At 26.4% G+C, this 16,840-nt stretch carries 15 protein-coding genes; 8 read left to right on the top strand and 7 right to left on the bottom strand.

The features are described from left to right. From X275_RS00375 to X275_RS00345, 7 genes are all read right to left on the bottom strand, one after another. Entirely contained in the window at window positions 1-384 is a 384-nt protein-coding gene (locus X275_RS00375) for a DUF1667 domain-containing protein (RefSeq protein WP_156168613.1), read from the bottom strand. After that, complete coding sequence (locus X275_RS00370) at window positions 359-1,579, bottom strand: NAD(P)/FAD-dependent oxidoreductase (RefSeq protein ID WP_047267013.1); 1,221 nt, start codon at window positions 1,577-1,579, stop codon at window positions 359-361. The genes X275_RS00375 and X275_RS00370 overlap by 26 nt, the downstream gene beginning before the upstream one ends. Continuing rightward, window positions 1,576-3,009: an NAD(P)/FAD-dependent oxidoreductase gene (locus X275_RS00365; protein ID WP_231588268.1), complete on the bottom strand. Its 1,434-nt coding sequence runs from the start codon at window positions 3,007-3,009 to the stop codon at window positions 1,576-1,578. Before X275_RS00365 ends, X275_RS00370 begins: the two co-directional genes overlap by 4 nt. A 191-nt stretch (window positions 3,010-3,200) precedes the next feature. Next, window positions 3,201-4,577: a fibronectin type III domain-containing protein gene (locus X275_RS00360; RefSeq protein ID WP_047267011.1), complete on the bottom strand. Its 1,377-nt coding sequence runs from the start codon at window positions 4,575-4,577 to the stop codon at window positions 3,201-3,203. A gap of 17 nt (window positions 4,578-4,594) precedes the next feature. Next, complete coding sequence (locus X275_RS00355; protein WP_047267010.1) at window positions 4,595-5,626, bottom strand: HD-GYP domain-containing protein; 1,032 nt, start codon at window positions 5,624-5,626, stop codon at window positions 4,595-4,597. Window positions 5,627-5,696: 70 nt separating this feature from the next. Continuing rightward, window positions 5,697-7,772: an ATP-binding response regulator gene (locus tag X275_RS00350; RefSeq protein ID WP_047267009.1), complete on the bottom strand. Its 2,076-nt coding sequence runs from the start codon at window positions 7,770-7,772 to the stop codon at window positions 5,697-5,699. 5 nt (window positions 7,773-7,777) lie between these two features. Beyond that, a complete protein-coding gene (locus X275_RS00345) occupies window positions 7,778-8,866 on the bottom strand; it encodes an ABC transporter substrate-binding protein (protein WP_047267008.1) in 1,089 nt (362 codons plus the stop codon). Window positions 8,867-9,028: 162 nt separating this feature from the next. Between X275_RS00345 and ruvC the strand changes: the two genes are divergently transcribed. The 8 genes from ruvC to X275_RS00305 all read left to right on the top strand — a co-directional run. Continuing rightward, a complete protein-coding gene (gene ruvC, locus X275_RS00340; protein WP_047267007.1) occupies window positions 9,029-9,505 on the top strand; it encodes a crossover junction endodeoxyribonuclease RuvC in 477 nt (158 codons plus the stop codon). A 74-nt stretch (window positions 9,506-9,579) separates the two neighbouring features. Then, window positions 9,580-10,590 carry a rod shape-determining protein gene (locus X275_RS00335; protein ID WP_047267006.1) on the top strand — a complete coding sequence of 337 codons (1,011 nt, stop codon included), beginning with the start codon at window positions 9,580-9,582 and terminating at the stop codon, window positions 10,588-10,590. A gap of 1 nt (window position 10,591) precedes the next feature. Next, the gene (locus X275_RS00330; protein ID WP_047267005.1) at window positions 10,592-11,272 is read left to right on the top strand and encodes a hypothetical protein; all 681 of its coding nucleotides are present in this window, start codon (window positions 10,592-10,594) and stop codon (window positions 11,270-11,272) included. Then, window positions 11,272-11,682, top strand: coding sequence for a hypothetical protein (locus tag X275_RS00325; protein ID WP_047267004.1), 411 nt, complete (start codon window positions 11,272-11,274; stop codon window positions 11,680-11,682). The genes X275_RS00330 and X275_RS00325 overlap by 1 nt, the downstream gene beginning before the upstream one ends. Next, window positions 11,663-13,393 carry a penicillin-binding transpeptidase domain-containing protein gene (locus tag X275_RS00320; protein ID WP_047267003.1) on the top strand — a complete coding sequence of 577 codons (1,731 nt, stop codon included), beginning with the start codon at window positions 11,663-11,665 and terminating at the stop codon, window positions 13,391-13,393. The genes X275_RS00325 and X275_RS00320 overlap by 20 nt, the downstream gene beginning before the upstream one ends. Window positions 13,394-13,414: 21 nt before the next feature. After that, entirely contained in the window at window positions 13,415-14,617 is a 1,203-nt protein-coding gene (locus X275_RS00315) for a hypothetical protein (protein WP_047267002.1), read from the top strand. Between the two features lie 10 nt (window positions 14,618-14,627). Beyond that, on the top strand, window positions 14,628-15,260 hold the full coding sequence (locus tag X275_RS10920; RefSeq protein WP_052913448.1) for an HAD family hydrolase: 633 nt from the start codon (window positions 14,628-14,630) through the stop codon (window positions 15,258-15,260). Window positions 15,261-15,394: 134 nt separating this feature from the next. Next, window positions 15,395-16,840 (top strand): AAA family ATPase (locus tag X275_RS00305; RefSeq protein ID WP_047267001.1); only part of this gene is annotated, 1,446 nt, incomplete at its 3' end.

Raw genomic sequence — 16,840 nt, 5'->3', positions numbered from 1 at the left:
TCACAACCTTTCAACACTTCGGGTAATAATAAGGTTAGCCTTAGTATTTAGAAAATTATTCATTATAACATCGCCTTTTTTAACAGGAGCTTCAACTTCTAATTTTTCTATTATTTTCATAGCTTCATCAAATAATCTCAATGGTATAGCTTCAGATGTTTTTACAGAGGCCAGCAAATATTTCCCATTTTTTACTTTTACACTTGTTACTAAAATTCTATGTGGGTCACTTATTTCTTGAATAGCATACTCTCTACCTCTGGGGCATTTGTTTCCAGAAACTTCCAATATTTTTAGTTCTTTTGTGTATTCGATTTTAACTTTACAACCTAAGGGACATCTTACACATGTAAGTTCTTTAACCAAGTTTTGAGATGAGCTCATCTGCCATCACCTCTATTTCATTTATATTTTCATCAAAAGGTTTTATCTTTATTACAACCATTTCGGGAGGTCTTGCTTCATTTTCTATTACTTCTATCCCAAGCGGCTCTACCTTTATACTGGCTCTATCAAAAACCTTTGATACTCTTATATATAAAGTTGATTCCTGGGTTGGATCAATATATAACGGATGAATAATTCCTATATTTTCACCTTTTCTTACTTTAACTTTTTTCCCCTTTTTATATTCTCCCTTTGCATATAATGCTGCATATTTCCCAGCTTTTTCTCCTTCTTTTGCAACATAATCAACCAGGTCAAATATTACAGTACAATTACCAGCTGCAAATATCCATTCTTCACTTGTTTGATTTGTATTTGAAACAAGAAATCCTGGATCAGCTTCAACAAAATCTACAGGTTTTGTTTGTGGAATAAGTCCTACAGATGTTATTAATGTATCAACTTCAAACTCTTTTTCTGTACCTGGTATTGGATCCCATTTATAATCAACTTGTGCAGCTATTACTTTTTCCAGTCTTCTATCTCCTTCAATAGCTGTTACAGTATGAGATAAATATAATGGTATGTTGAAATCAGTCAAACATTGTTGAATATTTCTCTCTAATCCACCTGGATATGGCATAATTTCTAGAACAGCTTCTACTTTTATACCTTCTAAGGTTAATCTTCTTGCCATTATCAATCCTATATCTCCAGAACCTAGAATTACAGCTTTACTACCTGGTTTTAAGTTTTCAAGATTTATAAATCGCTGTGCAAGTCCTGCTGTAAATACACCAGTTATTCTTTTTCCAGGAACAGGTAATGAATTAAAATGTCTTTCTCTTGCTCCAGTTGCCATAACCAAAGCTTTCATTTCAATTTCATGTATTCCCCTTCTATCCACAAAAATTATTTTTTTGTCTTTTTTTACTTCCAATACATAAGTACCATATAATATTTCTATATCTTCAAGCTTTTCTTTTGCAAGTTCTTTGAATTCAGGACCTGTTAAATCACGTTTAAAATATTGAAGACCAAAACCGTTGTGTATACACTGATTTAAAACACCACCGGTGTCTTCATCTCTTTCCAATAATATAACGTTTACTCCCTCTTTTTTAGCTCTATATGCCGCTGCCATTCCAGCAGCACCACCACCAATTACAACTACATCTGTTTTATATTTCATATTCTCACCTTCGCATTCACAATCCATGTTCCATCTTCATTTTGAGTTATTTCTCTTGGATCTCTGTTGGTATATTCTGCCAGTATCTTTAAAATCTTTGCTGTACAAAAACCTCCTTGGCATTCCCCAAAAGATGCTCTTGTCATAAACTTAATATCATCTAACGTTTTTGCTCCATTATTAATGGCATCTATTATTTCTTTTTTTGTAACCTTATTACAATGACACACCATTTCTCCTGCATCAGGATTTTGTTGTATTATCTCATTCCATTTTTCCCTTTCAATATGAACCAAATGCGGTGTTCTTTCAATTTTTGATATATAATTTTCCCTTTTATACAGATTCAAGCCTATTTTTTCCTGTATTAAATATTCAACTACATATTCAGCTATTGCGGGAGCAGCAGTCAAACCCGGCGATCTTATTCCTGAAACATGTATAGCTCCACTTTTTCCAACGTTAATATAAAAATCTTTTTTATCTGTTTCAGGTCTTAATCCTGCAAATGTTTTTACAAGATGTCTCCTAAAATTAAGATTGGGTACTAATTTCATTCCTTTTTCTCTTATTTCATTTAATCCATCTTTCGTTGTAGCGGTATCGTTTTTCGATACTACTCTATTTGCATTAGGACCTACCAAATATCCTCCATCAACTGTTGGCAATACAAGACATCCTTTTGAAATTCCAGTTGGTACAGGAAATATTACAGAATTAACATATTGATAGTCTTTTGATAGTAAAAAGTATTCACCTTTTACTGGAAATATTTCAGGAACTTCATCACCAAACATTTTAGCTATTTCATCGGCATATAATCCTGCTGCATTTATAACTAAATCTGCAAAATATTCTGATTTATCCTGAAATTTCAATAAAAACTTACCATTTTTCTTTTCAACTTCTACCAATCTTTTTTTTATTAAAGTTCTTCCACCATTAACCCTTACAGATTTAGCTGCTTGTATTGCTACTATCCATGGATCAAAAATACCTGCTATTTCACAAAACAACGATCTTTTTGCTTTAGGATTTATGTTTTTTTCCATTTCTAGTAATTCCAATTTCTCAATAATTCGAATCTCTTTTACACCATTTTTTTCCGCCTTTTTAAGGAGGTTGTATATATATTTTGTTTCTTCATCTTCAATGGCAACAACATGAGAACCTACTCTTTTCAAATCAAAATTCAAATCTTTCTGTAATTGAGTATATAATTGATTTCCTTTGTAACATAATTGAGCTCTCAAGCTTCCTGGTGGATCATCATATCCTCCATGTAATATTGCAGAATTGGATTTTGTTACACCCATTCCAAAATTCGTTTTTGCCTCGAAAAGCCATACGTCTTCTACATATTTATTCAATTCTCTGGCTATAAGCGTGCCTACAATTCCCCCTCCTATTACAGCAATCAAATTAATCACTCCTTCATATCTATAATTAGGACGTCCAAAAAGCCAAATTCACTCAGACAGCTCGATTGCTAATCCTTAAAATTATTCATTCTCAGCCGTCGCTCAAACAATACATCGTGTATTGTTTCGCTCAAAATTACATCCATGTAATTTTGACGGCTTTCATTCATAATTTTAAGGGCAATCTTCGAGTCTTCGTTTCATTTGAAACTTTTTAGACACACTATATCTATAATTTTTAATTCTTCGGATATTTTATAAATATAATCTGTATAAAGTTTTATTTTTTCTATTTTTTCTGTAAAATATCTATAATTAATCAAGTGAAAGTCTGTATCATATATATATATTTCATTATTTATAGTCAAAAAAGCTATTTTCTTTTTATATACGCTGTAATCAATTATTCCAGAAAAATTCAATTCTCTATCAAAATATAATATATTATTTTTATAATTAAATTTTATTAGTTTATCTGCGGATAAGATAATAAGTGTTTTATTATCATTATATATTATTTTTTTTGGTTTTTCCAGATTTTTTTGATAATATATTTTGAATTTTTTATTCATTAATAGTATCTTACTTTTCATCAATAATATTATTGAATTTTCATTTGCTGAAATTGATGCAAACTTTCCTATAATACGCTTTTTTAAGAATGGATAATATGGATTTGTTATATCAAAAACTCTAAGAGATTCTCCATCTACTATGTATAATAATAATTCTTTATCTTTTTTTTCTACGAAAAAATCCAATATATTTTTAATGTCAATTTTAGAAGTAACTCTTCCTGTTTTATGTATAATATCTATACCATTTTTTGTTTTTAATATAATAAAATTTTCATATTTTTGAATTTTTTCAATTTTATATTCAGAATTATATAATAAAGTTTTTTCTATATAATCTCCATATGTTTTTATTTTATAGATTCTGTTTTTAATACTCATAATGAATTCATGTGGCTTTGTTGAAAATATATATGGTCCAAATATATATTTGTTATTAAATTTATCCTTTAGTTTCAAATACCACTTATATTTTGTACCTGGAGATAGATTCATAATATATGTATTTGTATTTATCTGCTTATCAATAACTTTGATATCGTTTTTGTATAAAATAAATTCAATATTATATTTTATAGAATAATCTATTTTCCAACTAAATTTTACATTTTTTGAATCTATATTGTATTGAAAATTTGGAAATACATCTTTTATTTCTGGTTTTTTTAATTGAAGATAAAATTTAAATATTTCTGATTCTATAATTTCATTATCTGTATAAACTTTTATTTTCCAATAATAATTTTTATTGGGTTTTAATTCTTTTATTGTATATTCAGTTTTCTCACCATTATATATTAATTTTAAGTTTTTTTTATTCTCTCCAAAATATATGCTATAATAGTTCGCTTTTTTATCTAAACTCCACGATAAGGTCAAATTTTTATTATAGTCTATTACTTCAAAGTTGTATGGACTTATTTCCCATATTATATTAGAAAATGCTGTGGATATTAAAGATATAAATATTATTAATAAAAATATCTCTATTATTTTTTTCATTTTAACCTCCAAATATTTTAACCATTAATCAAATTTTTTAATTTCAAAAAATTTGATTCTATATTTAAAAAAGCATCTACAACATCAGGATCAAATTGTGTTCCTTTTCCTTTTCTTATTTCGCTTATTGCAAATTCATGACTTTGAGCTTTTTTGTATACTCTATCTGAAGTAATCGCATCATATGTATCACATAATGAAACTAATCTTGCAGATAATGGAATTTCTTCTTTAATTAAACCATCAGGATAACCTTTCCCATCCCATCTTTCATGATGAAATTTTACCACTTCATATATAATTTTAAAATGTGCAAAATCAAAGCTTTTCTTCATTGCATCTTCTATCATTTTTGCTCCATATATTGTGTGCTTTTTCATTATTTCAAATTCTTCATAGGATAAAGGGCCGGGCTTGGACAATATTTTATCTGTTATCAATAATTTTCCTATATCATGTAATGGAGATGCATGATATAATTCATATAAAAATGAAATATTATTTCCCATATTTTTTATTTTAAAATATTCTTTTGCCAATAATACTGTAAATTTTTGAACTCTTTCTATATGTTTTCCTGTTTCGAAAGATTTAAATTCAGTTATCTTTGTAAGCATTAATATAAATGAATCTTTTATTTCAAGAACATGATGCCTTTCAGCAGCTTTCAATCTGGCTTTCAATTCGTGTATTTCAAATGGCTTTGTCATATAATCATCTGCACCAAGATTCAGAGCTTTTACAATGCTATCGGTATCTTCAATACCACTCAATACAATAATATAAGGTTTTCTTTCAATAAAACTTTTCGATATCTTCTCAAGAACAGAAAAACCATCTATTCCCGGCATTTTTAAATCTAATATAATAAAATTAGGAATATTATTATTTTCCAAAGAAAAAAATGAATCTCCATGTATTATCAGATCAAGAACTTCTCTTCCATCAGATGCTTGAATTACATCATAACCCCATCTTTTAAGTAATCTAACTAAACTATTTCTTACGCTCTCCTCATCATCTGCAACTAATACTTTTAACTTAGACATTAAACCACCCCCAAGAGCCAGCTTATAGTATATAGACATTGCTAATGCAGATAAAGATTAAATACGATGACTAATATTCATCGAATATTGATAATAGTTCTTCAAACTCAAAAGGTTTTAATATTATTTTTACATTATATTTTTTTAATTTCTTTTCTACTTCATCTGATAAATATCCTGTAATTACTGTTATTTTTATATCTTTATTGTATTGATTTATAAAATTTACTAAATAATCACCTGTTTTCTCTGGCATCATATAATCTGTTATTATATAATCTATCTCATTATCTTTTTTTATTATTTCTATAGCCTCATCTACAGAAGATGCTTCAATAATTTTAAACTTTTTTTTATTAAGATACTTTTTTATATTTTTTCTCAATCTTTTTTCATCGTCAACTATTAATACTTTAAAACTTTGAATCTTGCTTTTTTTCAACTTTTCTTTAGTATTTTTTAATGGTTTATCCTTATACTGAATAGGTAGTGTAATAACAAAATTAGTTCCTTCATTGAATTTTGAAAATATTTTAATATTGCCATTATGATCTTTTATTATTTTTGAAACTATCGTAAGACCAAGTCCTGTCCCACCTTTTCCTTTTGTAGTAAAAAATGGATCAAATATTTTATCTCTTATTTCATCTGGTATTCCCGCTCCATTATCTTTTATTTCAATTTGTAAAAATGCGTCTTCATTATTTTTTATTATAGAAGTATTTATTTCAATTTTAGGTTTTTCCACCGATTTTACAGCATCACGAGCATTTGTTATTATATTTAATAATACCTGCATTAATTGATTGGAATTACCGTAAATACTTATATCTTCATTAATTGAGTTATTTAACACTAAATTTATGTTTAGAGGAACTCCCTTTTTTATCAGTTTAAATGTAGAATTAATAAATTCTTTAAAATTAAAATATTCATACTTTGTTTTTCCTTTCTTGGAAAAAACAAGCATCTGTTTAATTATATTTTTAGCTCTCTTTATTGCAAGTTCTATATTTTGAATAGACTCATTAATTTCATCAAAATCTTGGGATTCTTTCATCATCTCGACTTCAGTTTTTAATACTGCGAGTATATTATTAAAATCGTGTGCAAAACCACCTGCCATAATACCTATTGTTTCCAATTTCTGACTTTGTATTAATTCTTCCTGTGTTTCTTTTAATTCTTTTATCGTTTCATTAACTCTACTCATCAAATTTTTAAAAGATTCTGAAATTTGGATATTTTCATAAAAAGTTTTTTTTGATATTTTTATATCATTTTCTGGTTTCCACTTACTTCCCCAATTTAAAACGGCTGACATTTCAGATATAAACTCTCTTTTTAATAAAAAAATCAATACAAATGATATTAATAAAAACAGTGTTATATAACGTATATATTTATTTAATAAACCTAATTTATCTTTTATATATTTTAATGATGTTATATAATAAATGTTTGCATCAAATATTTTAAAATATCTATTGGTTATAATATATTGATTTCCCAAAATTTTTTTTATATCCTGTTCATTATTTATCATGGAAAAATCTATAGGTGTTGTATTTAAAAAAACTGTATCTTTTATTGAAAAAAGCACATAGGTTTTTTCTGGAACAAATTTTAATATTTCTTTTTTTATAAATTCATCATTTAAAATCCAGATATAATAACTATCATTGCTATATTTTAGAACAATAGCTATTGCCGGAGAAAAGGAAAAAACAGAAAATGTAAATGGTAATATTTTATATTCATTCACTAACATATTTTGACATATATCTTTTAAATAATTTACGGAAAAACCTTTTTTCAAATACTTTTCGTCTTGTTTTATTATTTCGGTTATAATAAAATTATTATCAAAAACATAAGCGCTTTTTACTGCATCAGCCTTTTGCAATTTCAGATTTAAAAATTCCGGTGTTGTATATAGATCTATTGCGAATATATCTATCCATCTATTAATTAAATCTTTAACGCTTATCTCTGTTAATTCCATTAATTTTTCTCCTTTTTTTATTTCATTATTTATTAAAATGTTCAGAGATATTTTTGAAGATATACTACTTATTGTAAGAAATATAAAAAATACAATTATCAAGAAAATATCAAAAAATGTGCTAAATTTTATATTTTTCATAACAATCACCTTAAAATATTGGTTATATCTATCCATTTATTGTTTTTATATATTCCAAAATACATATGTTTGTCTGTCTCTCCATATTTATCAAATTTTATTGTTCCAAATATGGTTTTAAATGTGTTATTTGTAATAAATTTTTCTATTTTTTCTGGTGATTTGTTTGATTTTTTATATGCCTCATAAAATATTTGTATAATTTCATATCCAAGATATGAATGCAATGCTGGATCTTCATGATACTCTTTATAGTATTTATCATAAAAATCTTTAAAATTATTAGAATAATTAAACGGATAATGAGATGGTAAAATCACATTATTCAAATAGGTTCCTGTAGATATTTCAAGACCTTTACTTCTCGTCCATGGAACAAGAATAATATTAACGTTTTTATTTATAGTTTTTAATTGCTGTATTGTTAACCCTGTTTCGCCTATTAACCCGGCTATAATATATACATTTTGATATTTTTGATTATAATTATTTTTTATTATATCGAGATAATTCTCTTCTTTAAAATTCACTGAAAGTACATTAATTTTCCCTTTAAAATAAGTGGAAAAATATTGTAAAGCTATTTTTGTATATTCTGGATTAGATACGTCTAATATTATATATAAATCGTCTATTTTTCTACTATTTAGAAATTCAGCAATGGATTTTTGCTCTTTTTCTGTATCTTGAATGGTTCTTATTACTCTATCATTTTCATTCTTAAATTTTGGTGCTGTTGCAGATATAACTAAACCTAAAATATTATCTTCCTTTAGTTTTCTATATACTTTATTAAAAGATGTTGATGTTGTTCCAAATATTATATACTTAATCTTTTTATTTTTTAAAAATGTATATGCTTTTTCCATATTATTATTATCCCAACTATCATCAGAAGGAATTATCTCCAATTCATTTCTTAGATTATTTTCTTTTATAAAAAGATTTAATGCATTAATCAATGATTTTCCAGACGATGATGATTTTCCTGAAAGTGCTGTAATAACTCCTACTTTTATAGGTTCTTTATTACATGAAATAATTAATACTATTATAAAAAACACAAAGAAAAACATAATCAATTTCTTTTTCATACTCTTTTCCCCCTGAATTTTTAATAAAATCATTGTTAAATTAATTATAACACAAAAGTTGCTTTTGGATTATATATCCGAAAAAAAATTACTGAAAAAATTTAGTTGTTTTTTTATTTCATGATATAATTCTAATAGAAATAAAAAAACAAGAGGTGAAATATGAGAATTTTAGGAATAGACCCTGGATATGGACGGATCGGATTTGGGATTATCGATAAAGATGGAAATAATTTTAAATTAGTTGATTTTGGGGTAATTGAAACAAATAAAAAATCCGATTTAAATTCCAGATTGTTGGAAATATTTGATGGAATAAATGATCTAATATCAAAATACAGTCCGGACGAATCAGCTGTTGAAAGTCTGTTTTTTTTCAAAAATGTAAAAACAGCTATTCAGGTTGGGGAGGCTCGGGGAGTAATCTTACTCACTTTACAAAAAAATAATATACCTATTTTTGAATATACTCCGTATCAAGTAAAACAGGCTATTACCGGATATGGTCGTGCAGAAAAAGGACAAATTCAAAGAATGTTAAAGGTTGTTTTTAATTTGAAGAAAAATCCCACTCCCGATGATGCAGCTGATGCACTTGCTATTGCTTTTTGCCATGGTAATTATAGAATCATAAAATAATATCTTATATTCTTTGTTTATTAAACATTATGTGATATAATTTTTAAAACAAAATTTTTCAGGAGGATTTAAAGATGAGATCAAATATAGGAATAGATTTAGGAACTGCTAATACTTTGGTATATGTAAAAGGAAAAGGCATTGTTGTTAATGAGCCATCTGTTATTGCCATTGAAAAAGATACAAAAGAAATTTTAACAGTTGGTAAAGAAGCTAAAAGAATGATAGGAAAAACTCCTGCAAATATTATAGCTGTAAGACCTTTAAAAGATGGTGTTATTGCTGATTATAATACAGCTTTAGCTATGTTGAAATATTTTATAAGCTCTTCTGTTGGCTCTTTTACTTTTCTTAAACCAACCGTTGTTGTAGGCGTTCCAACTGATGCTACTGAAGTTGAAAGAAATGCTTTACATAAAGCTACTTTAGATGCCGGAGCTGGAAAAGCATTTTTAATTGAAGAATCCATGGCAACGGCTATTGGAGTTGGATTGAATGTTGAAGAACCTTCAGGAAGTATGGTTGTAGATATTGGTGGCGGTACAACAGAAATTGCCGTAATTTCTCTGGGGAATATTGTTCTTTCAAAATCAATTAGAATTGCAGGCGATGAACTTGATGAAGCTATAATAAGTTATGTAAAGGATAAAACTGGCCTTTTAATTGGCGAAAGAACTGCTGAAAGAATTAAAAAAAGAATCGGAAATACCTGGCCAAATGAAGAATATGATAATGAAGAAATTGAAATTATAGGTCGAGATATTTTATCTGGTCTTCCAAGAAATATTACATTAAAAGGATATGAAATAAGAGAAGCAATTGATAATCCTGTTTTTAAGATTGTCGAACAAATTAAATTAACAGTTGAAGAAACTCCCCCAGAATTATTAACAGATATTGTGATGAAAGGAATTTATTTGTCCGGTGGAGGTGCTTTATTAAGAGGGTTAAAAGAATTAATTGAATATGAAACAAAAATCAAGGTTATTGTTGCAGAAGACCCTTTAACAGCTGTTGCTAGAGGTGCTGGTATGGTATTAGACAAAGTAAAAATACTGGAAAATTTATCGAAATTACAAAAATAATATGTTTAGAAAATTTATATCTTATACTATTATACTTTTATTCATTTCTATAATTTCTACGCTTTATCCTGATATTAATCACATTATATCCAGAGCAAACTATCCTCTGGATATTGTTTTTTTTGAAATTAGAAATAATTATTTATTATTAACAAAAAATGCAAATTATTTAAAAACTCTGGAAAATGCTATTTCAAAAAACAGTAAATCTATATATATAAAAAATATGGAGTTTGAAGTATCCATTGAATTAATTCCTGGAATTTTCATAAATGAAGATGAAAAATATTATTATATAAAAAGCGATGAAAAAGTCAAAAAGGGCGAGATATCCTTTACAAAGGATGGTATTCTTCTTGGATTTGTTTATGATACATTTAAAAAAGAGAAAATTATACAAAAATTTGGTTGGGGAAATCATGAAATTTTTGGAGTTTATAAAAATACAGAATTATTAATAAAAGAAAGCGGAAATGGAAATATTATAATTAATATTCCCGAAGGGTTGGAATTATTTAAAAATAAAGAGAATGTTTCTATTTTAATTTCCGATTCAAATTGGTTTAATAAAAATTTGATTTTAAAAGGCGTTGTATATAAAAAATCCGACACTATTTACTATTTAAAGCCCGATAAAATTAATTCTATTGTCGTATTTTTCAGCGAATTTGGGGTGAAATAATGAATTATATTTATATTATCATTATGACTTTAATTGCATCATCATGGGATAGATGGATGGGGGATATCTTATTTTTTGTTTTTCCTGTTGTTTTTCTTGTAGTTCAATATTTACTTAAAGAAAAAATGTATTTTTTTGCTCTATTATATTCTATTTTATATTTTTCATCGAAATATGATATTGGATTAATGACAATTGTATTTTTTATTCTAACAATTTTTTCTTTTCATATATTTGAGTTTTTAGAAAAGAGCTATCTAAGAAGTCTTTTCAGCACTTTTATTCCACTATTTTTTTTAGTTTTTATTAATAAGAATTATTATGTTTTGTTAATATCATATATTCTTCTTTCTATTACCCATTTTGTTATTGTTGGAAGGATGGGAGAAAATGAACGAATCACGCTTTAAATTATTTATTACTATAATATTTTTATCTTTTTTTATTTTGATTTCAAGAGCTATGTATATACAAATTTTTCATAATTCAAAATATAAAAAAGAGGTTGAAGAACTAAGTACAAAAATTATAACTTTGAATCCTATTAGAGGTAATATATATGATAAAAATGGTATTTTATTGGCCTGGAATGAAAAAATATATGTTATTGAAAATTTTAATGAATCTTTTTCTGAAAAAGACCTACAATTATTAAAAAACGTTTTTTCAACTATTACAGATTCGCCAGAAACATATATTGATAAATTAATATTTCAAAAAAAATTAAATATAAAACTAACTCCAGCTAATATAAAACAAATTTCTAATATTAAAGGAATAAGAGTTTCTGAAAAATATATAAGAAAGTATAAAGATAATACAATATATCCTATAATCGGATATGTTAATTCGGAAGGTGTCCCTTTATATGGTGTTGAAAAACTTTATAATAATATACTTGAAGGAAAACCTGGATATCAAATTGTAAAAATTACCCCAGGTGGAAGAATAGATAAAATTTTAGAAACGGTTGATCCAATAAAAGGAAAGGATTTATATCTTACTATTGACTATAATTTACAAAAATATATATACGATGAAATGGAAAAGTATAAAAAACCTGGAGCCGTTATAATGTCAAATCCAAATGATGGAAGTATTTTAGCTCTTGTTAGTTATCCATCTGTTGAACCAAATTTGTTTTCAAGTGGTTTATCAATTCAGGATTGGAAAAAAATCATTTATGATACAAAACAACCATTGATTAATAGAGCTATTTCTTCTGTATATGCGCCTGGATCTGTAATAAAACCATTTTTTGCTTTAATTGGACTTGAGGAAGGTATTTCTCCAGAGGCAACTATTGTTTGTGATGGTAAATTTGAATTGAAAAATTCTCAAGGTAATGTTATTGCTGAGTATTACGATTGGAATATTTTTGGTCATGGTGTTACTGATCTTGTAAAATCATTAAGAGTTTCGTGTAATTTATATTATTATAACCTTGGACTAAATCTCGGAATAGATACAATGAGTTCTTATGCTAAACTATTCAGATTAAATGATAAAACTGGAATAGATTTAACTGGAGAAATTAATTCTGTTTTTCCAGATAGAATATGGAAAAAAGAGACATTTGGAAAGGATTGGTTTATAGGTGAGACAGTTTTAACTTCAATTGGACAGGGATATATGCAATTCACACCTATTGGAATTTTGCGTTTATACAATATTCTTTCAACTAAAGGAAAATATTATAAATTTCATGTTCTAAATAAATATGTAAAAAATATATATGAAAAACCTGTTGTTTATGAAAAAAAACTAAATTTTACGTACAATATTAATCCTGTTTATTATTTTAATATTTTAAAAGGACTTATTGAAGTTACTACATTTCCTGGCAATAGCTCGAACGGTGGAACTGCATACCATGTTTTTAAGGATTTTAAAGGATTGGTGGCAGGAAAAACTGGAACTGCAGAGGTTACTGGTGGAAAATCTCCCCATTCATGGTTTGCAGGATTTATGCCGGCAAATAATCCTGAAGTATCCATTGTTGCTTTTGTTGAAAATGGCGGTTATGGTTCTGAGGTTGCTGCACCAATTGCAAGAAAAGCTCTTGAAAGATATTTGTTTGAAAAAGATTTAGGAGAAAAAAATAAACCTTCTAAGAAATAACATAAAAACTGGAGGGATGGTATGAAAAAATTTTTTATTGTTGTTTTTATGATATTATTTATTATGAGTTTCTCTCAAAATTTCTATATTTTCAGAAATATTGGTATAATGCATCTTGAATATCCATGGACTGATGAATTAACCATACCTTTAGAGGATAAAGAAAATGTAATATTTGTTGAAAATGCAGAATTTTATAAAATAGTACCTTTAAATATTGAAAATATTAAATTTAAAATTATAGGAACAAATGAAGATCTAAAAAATTCTATTGGAAGTAGAGTTTCCATTCTTAATACCAAACCATTAATTTTAAAAGATGCTTTAAATCCTAGTTTTATATATTTTTTCAATGAATATATTAACCTGTGGTGCAAAACGGATAAAGATAACTTGAGCTTACTATTAAATAATAAAGAATTATATGCTAAAAATATTAAAGGTTCCGTTTTAATTTCCAGGCCATTAAGTTGGAATTTATCTTATAGTCTTAAATCCAATGGTGATTTATTTGTTACATATAATATAAATGGATCTTTAAAAACTTTAGAAAATGATTATAATGTTTTTTTAATCGATGATAAATTTAACACCCAGCAACAACAAAATAGAGTGTATAAATCTCTGTCTCTTGAATCCTCAAGTTATATTCCGGAAATAATAAGTGAAAGTGCAATTATTAATCTGGGAAAAATAAATTCTTTTGACGGCGTTTTTTCGAAAGTCAAAAGATTAGGAACTATAAAAAATTATGAAGATATTAATTACTTAAACCTGAATTTTTATTCTTCTTCTTTTGAATCCAGATATATTGATATCGTCAGAGAATTTAAAAACTCAAAGGAAAATGGCCTAGGTATTCCTTTAATTCAGGGAAATGTTTATTTATATACCAAAAAAAATAATAATGAATACATATATAAATCTTCAAAATTTCCAAAAACTAAAGAAAATGAATATGTTGATATAAATTTGGGACAATCATGGAATTCAACTGCTTCTCTTGAAATATTAAATGACATTAGAAACAAAAAATACACTGAAAGAACTTTTAGGATAACTATAAATTCAGATAAAAAAACTAAAATAAATATAACAGGTCAATCTTTAAATATAATTAAAATTTCGGGAAATATAATTAAAAAAACACTAAACTCAGATAGACTTTCAATTTATATTCAGGGAAATCAAATAATTGAAATTACTATCAGAAGCAAAAAATAAGGAGGAGAATATGAATATAGTTTTTGATCTTGATGGAACACTCGTAAAAACTGAAAATATTGCCTTACCTGCCATTAGAAACGTATTAAAAGATTTAGGTTATAACTATAAGATAAATAAAAAAGAAATATTAAAATATATTGGTTATACAATTGATGATATTTTTGAAGGACTTTTAAAAACTAAAGATAAAAATATTATAAATAAAGCCATTAAATTACTCGATTTATATGAAATTGATATAATTAAAAAGGAAAATATAGAGACTATTTTTTTCGATGGTGTTTTCGGGGTTCTGGAAACATTAAAAAAAGATAATCATAAATTATTCATCCTTTCTAATTGTAATATAAAATATATGACAGCCCTACTTGAAAAAGGGTTGAATAAATATATCGATTCTCCTCATTGTGCTGAAATGTATGATTGGGCAGAAAAAGATTATGTTTTGAACTTAATTTCAAATGGTAATAAGAATTTTATAATGGTTGGTGATAGACACAAGGATATTGAAGCAGCAAAAGAGAATGGTTTTATTTCTATAGGATGTGCCTATGGTTTTGGCGATGAAGAAGTTAAAAATGCGGATTATATCGTTCATAATATTAAAGAGATACTTCCAATTATTGATAATCTAAAATAATATACCTAATTCTTTATCCTATAACCCGCCGTAGGCGAAAATATTTGCTTTGCAAATATTTTAAGAATTTATTTTTTAAAATAAAATGATTTTATCCTAAGCCCTACCGGAGGTATGTCATGTGGAGGTGAGCCATGAGAAAAAAAATACCATATGGAGAACAAAACTTTGAAAGAGTAATAATGCAGAATTATTATTACATAGATAGAACACAATATATAGAAAAATTAGAATCATTAAATGAAAAAAATATAGTGTTTTTAAGGCCAAGAAAATTTGGAAAAACATTGTTTTTAGATACACTTTCAAAGTATTATGATATCAATTATGCAGAGAAATTTGAAGAATTATTTAAAGACTTATACATAGGAAAAAATCCAACACCATTAAAAAACAGTTATTATATTTTAAAAATGAATTTTTCTGGAATACAAACAGAAAATAAAGAAAAATTAATAAGTAGTTTTAAAAATAATGTAATATCTTCACTGGATGACTTCAACACCAGATATGAAATAAAACTAAAAATAGAAAAAGAATACACAGAACCTGCAGATATAATAAGGGCATTTTTAACAGACGCTAAAGAAAAATTAAATAAACCAATATACTTATTAATAGACGAATATGATCACTTTGCAAATGAACTATTGAGTTTTAACCTTGATTTATTCAAAGATAGCGTAATAAAACATGGATTTGTAAGAAAATTCTACGAAGAAATAAAAAAAGGAACAGAAACAATAATAGAAAGACTATTCATGACAGGTGTAAGTCCAATAATGCTGGACTCATTAACCAGTGGATTTAACGTAACAATGAATATAACATTAGCACCAGAATTCAATGAAATGCTTGGATTCAAAGAAGAAGAAGTAAAAGAATTATTGGAATATTATGACATATATTCAGAAAAATTATTAAAAGAAATGCAGGAAAATTATAATGGATATAGATTTAATAAAGAAGTAAAAGCAAAAGTATATAACCCAGACATGGTATTTTATTTTATAATACAATATGGAAGAACAAAAAAACCACCAGAAAAAATAATAGATGACAACATAATGAGTGATTACAAAAAAGTACAGAATCTATTTAGCTTAGGAGAATTGCTTGGAGTAAAAATAGACAAAGAAGAAACCCAAGAAGAAAGAGAAAAAACAACATCAAAAAAAATAATAGGGCAACTATTAAATGAAATACTATTAACAGGAAAAACAGAATTAACAGAACTCACAACAATGTTCAATCCAGGGAAAAGGATAGAAATAAAAGATATAAAATCATTATTATTCTATCTTGGGTTCATGACATTTGAAAAAAAAGGAATAATAACATATCTAAAAATACCAAATTACTCAATGAAAAAAATATTCTCAGAATACTTCACAGAATACATAGAAGAAAAACTAACAGAATACATAGACCCAGAGCCAATAGAAATAGCAGTAAGAAAAATACTATCAGATGGAGAAATAAAAAGCTTTGCCAAAGAAATAGAAAACCTATTGAGCAAAATGGACAACAGAATATTCATGGGATTAGATGAAAAATACATAAAAGCGATAATGTATAGT

Origin of the sequence: Marinitoga sp. 1197, assembly GCF_001021165.1 — a bacterium.
Classification (GTDB): domain Bacteria; phylum Thermotogota; class Thermotogae; order Petrotogales; family Petrotogaceae; genus Marinitoga.
Note: the sequence above shows the minus strand (reverse complement) of the source record. Positions and strands in the feature narration are given on the sequence as shown.

Excerpts from the sequence above, each read along its gene's own strand:
- X275_RS00375 (WP_156168613.1), bottom strand. The coding sequence starts at position 384 with ATGAGCTCATCTCAAAACTTGGTTAAAGAACTTACATGTGTAAGATGT.
- X275_RS00370 (WP_047267013.1), bottom strand. The coding sequence starts at position 1,579 with ATGAAATATAAAACAGATGTAGTTGTAATTGGTGGTGGTGCTGCTGGA.
- X275_RS00360 (WP_047267011.1), bottom strand. The coding sequence starts at position 4,577 with ATGAAAAAAATAATAGAGATATTTTTATTAATAATATTTATATCTTTA.
- X275_RS00355 (WP_047267010.1), bottom strand. The coding sequence starts at position 5,626 with ATGTCTAAGTTAAAAGTATTAGTTGCAGATGATGAGGAGAGCGTAAGA.
- X275_RS00350 (WP_047267009.1), bottom strand. The coding sequence starts at position 7,772 with ATGAAAAATATAAAATTTAGCACATTTTTTGATATTTTCTTGATAATT.
- X275_RS00345 (WP_047267008.1), bottom strand. The coding sequence starts at position 8,866 with ATGAAAAAGAAATTGATTATGTTTTTCTTTGTGTTTTTTATAATAGTA.
- ruvC (WP_047267007.1), top strand. The coding sequence starts at position 9,029 with ATGAGAATTTTAGGAATAGACCCTGGATATGGACGGATCGGATTTGGG.
- X275_RS00335 (WP_047267006.1), top strand. The coding sequence starts at position 9,580 with ATGAGATCAAATATAGGAATAGATTTAGGAACTGCTAATACTTTGGTA.
- X275_RS00330 (WP_047267005.1), top strand. The coding sequence starts at position 10,592 with ATGTTTAGAAAATTTATATCTTATACTATTATACTTTTATTCATTTCT.
- X275_RS00325 (WP_047267004.1), top strand. The coding sequence starts at position 11,272 with ATGAATTATATTTATATTATCATTATGACTTTAATTGCATCATCATGG.
- X275_RS00320 (WP_047267003.1), top strand. The coding sequence starts at position 11,663 with ATGAACGAATCACGCTTTAAATTATTTATTACTATAATATTTTTATCT.
- X275_RS00315 (WP_047267002.1), top strand. The coding sequence starts at position 13,415 with ATGAAAAAATTTTTTATTGTTGTTTTTATGATATTATTTATTATGAGT.
- X275_RS10920 (WP_052913448.1), top strand. The coding sequence starts at position 14,628 with ATGAATATAGTTTTTGATCTTGATGGAACACTCGTAAAAACTGAAAAT.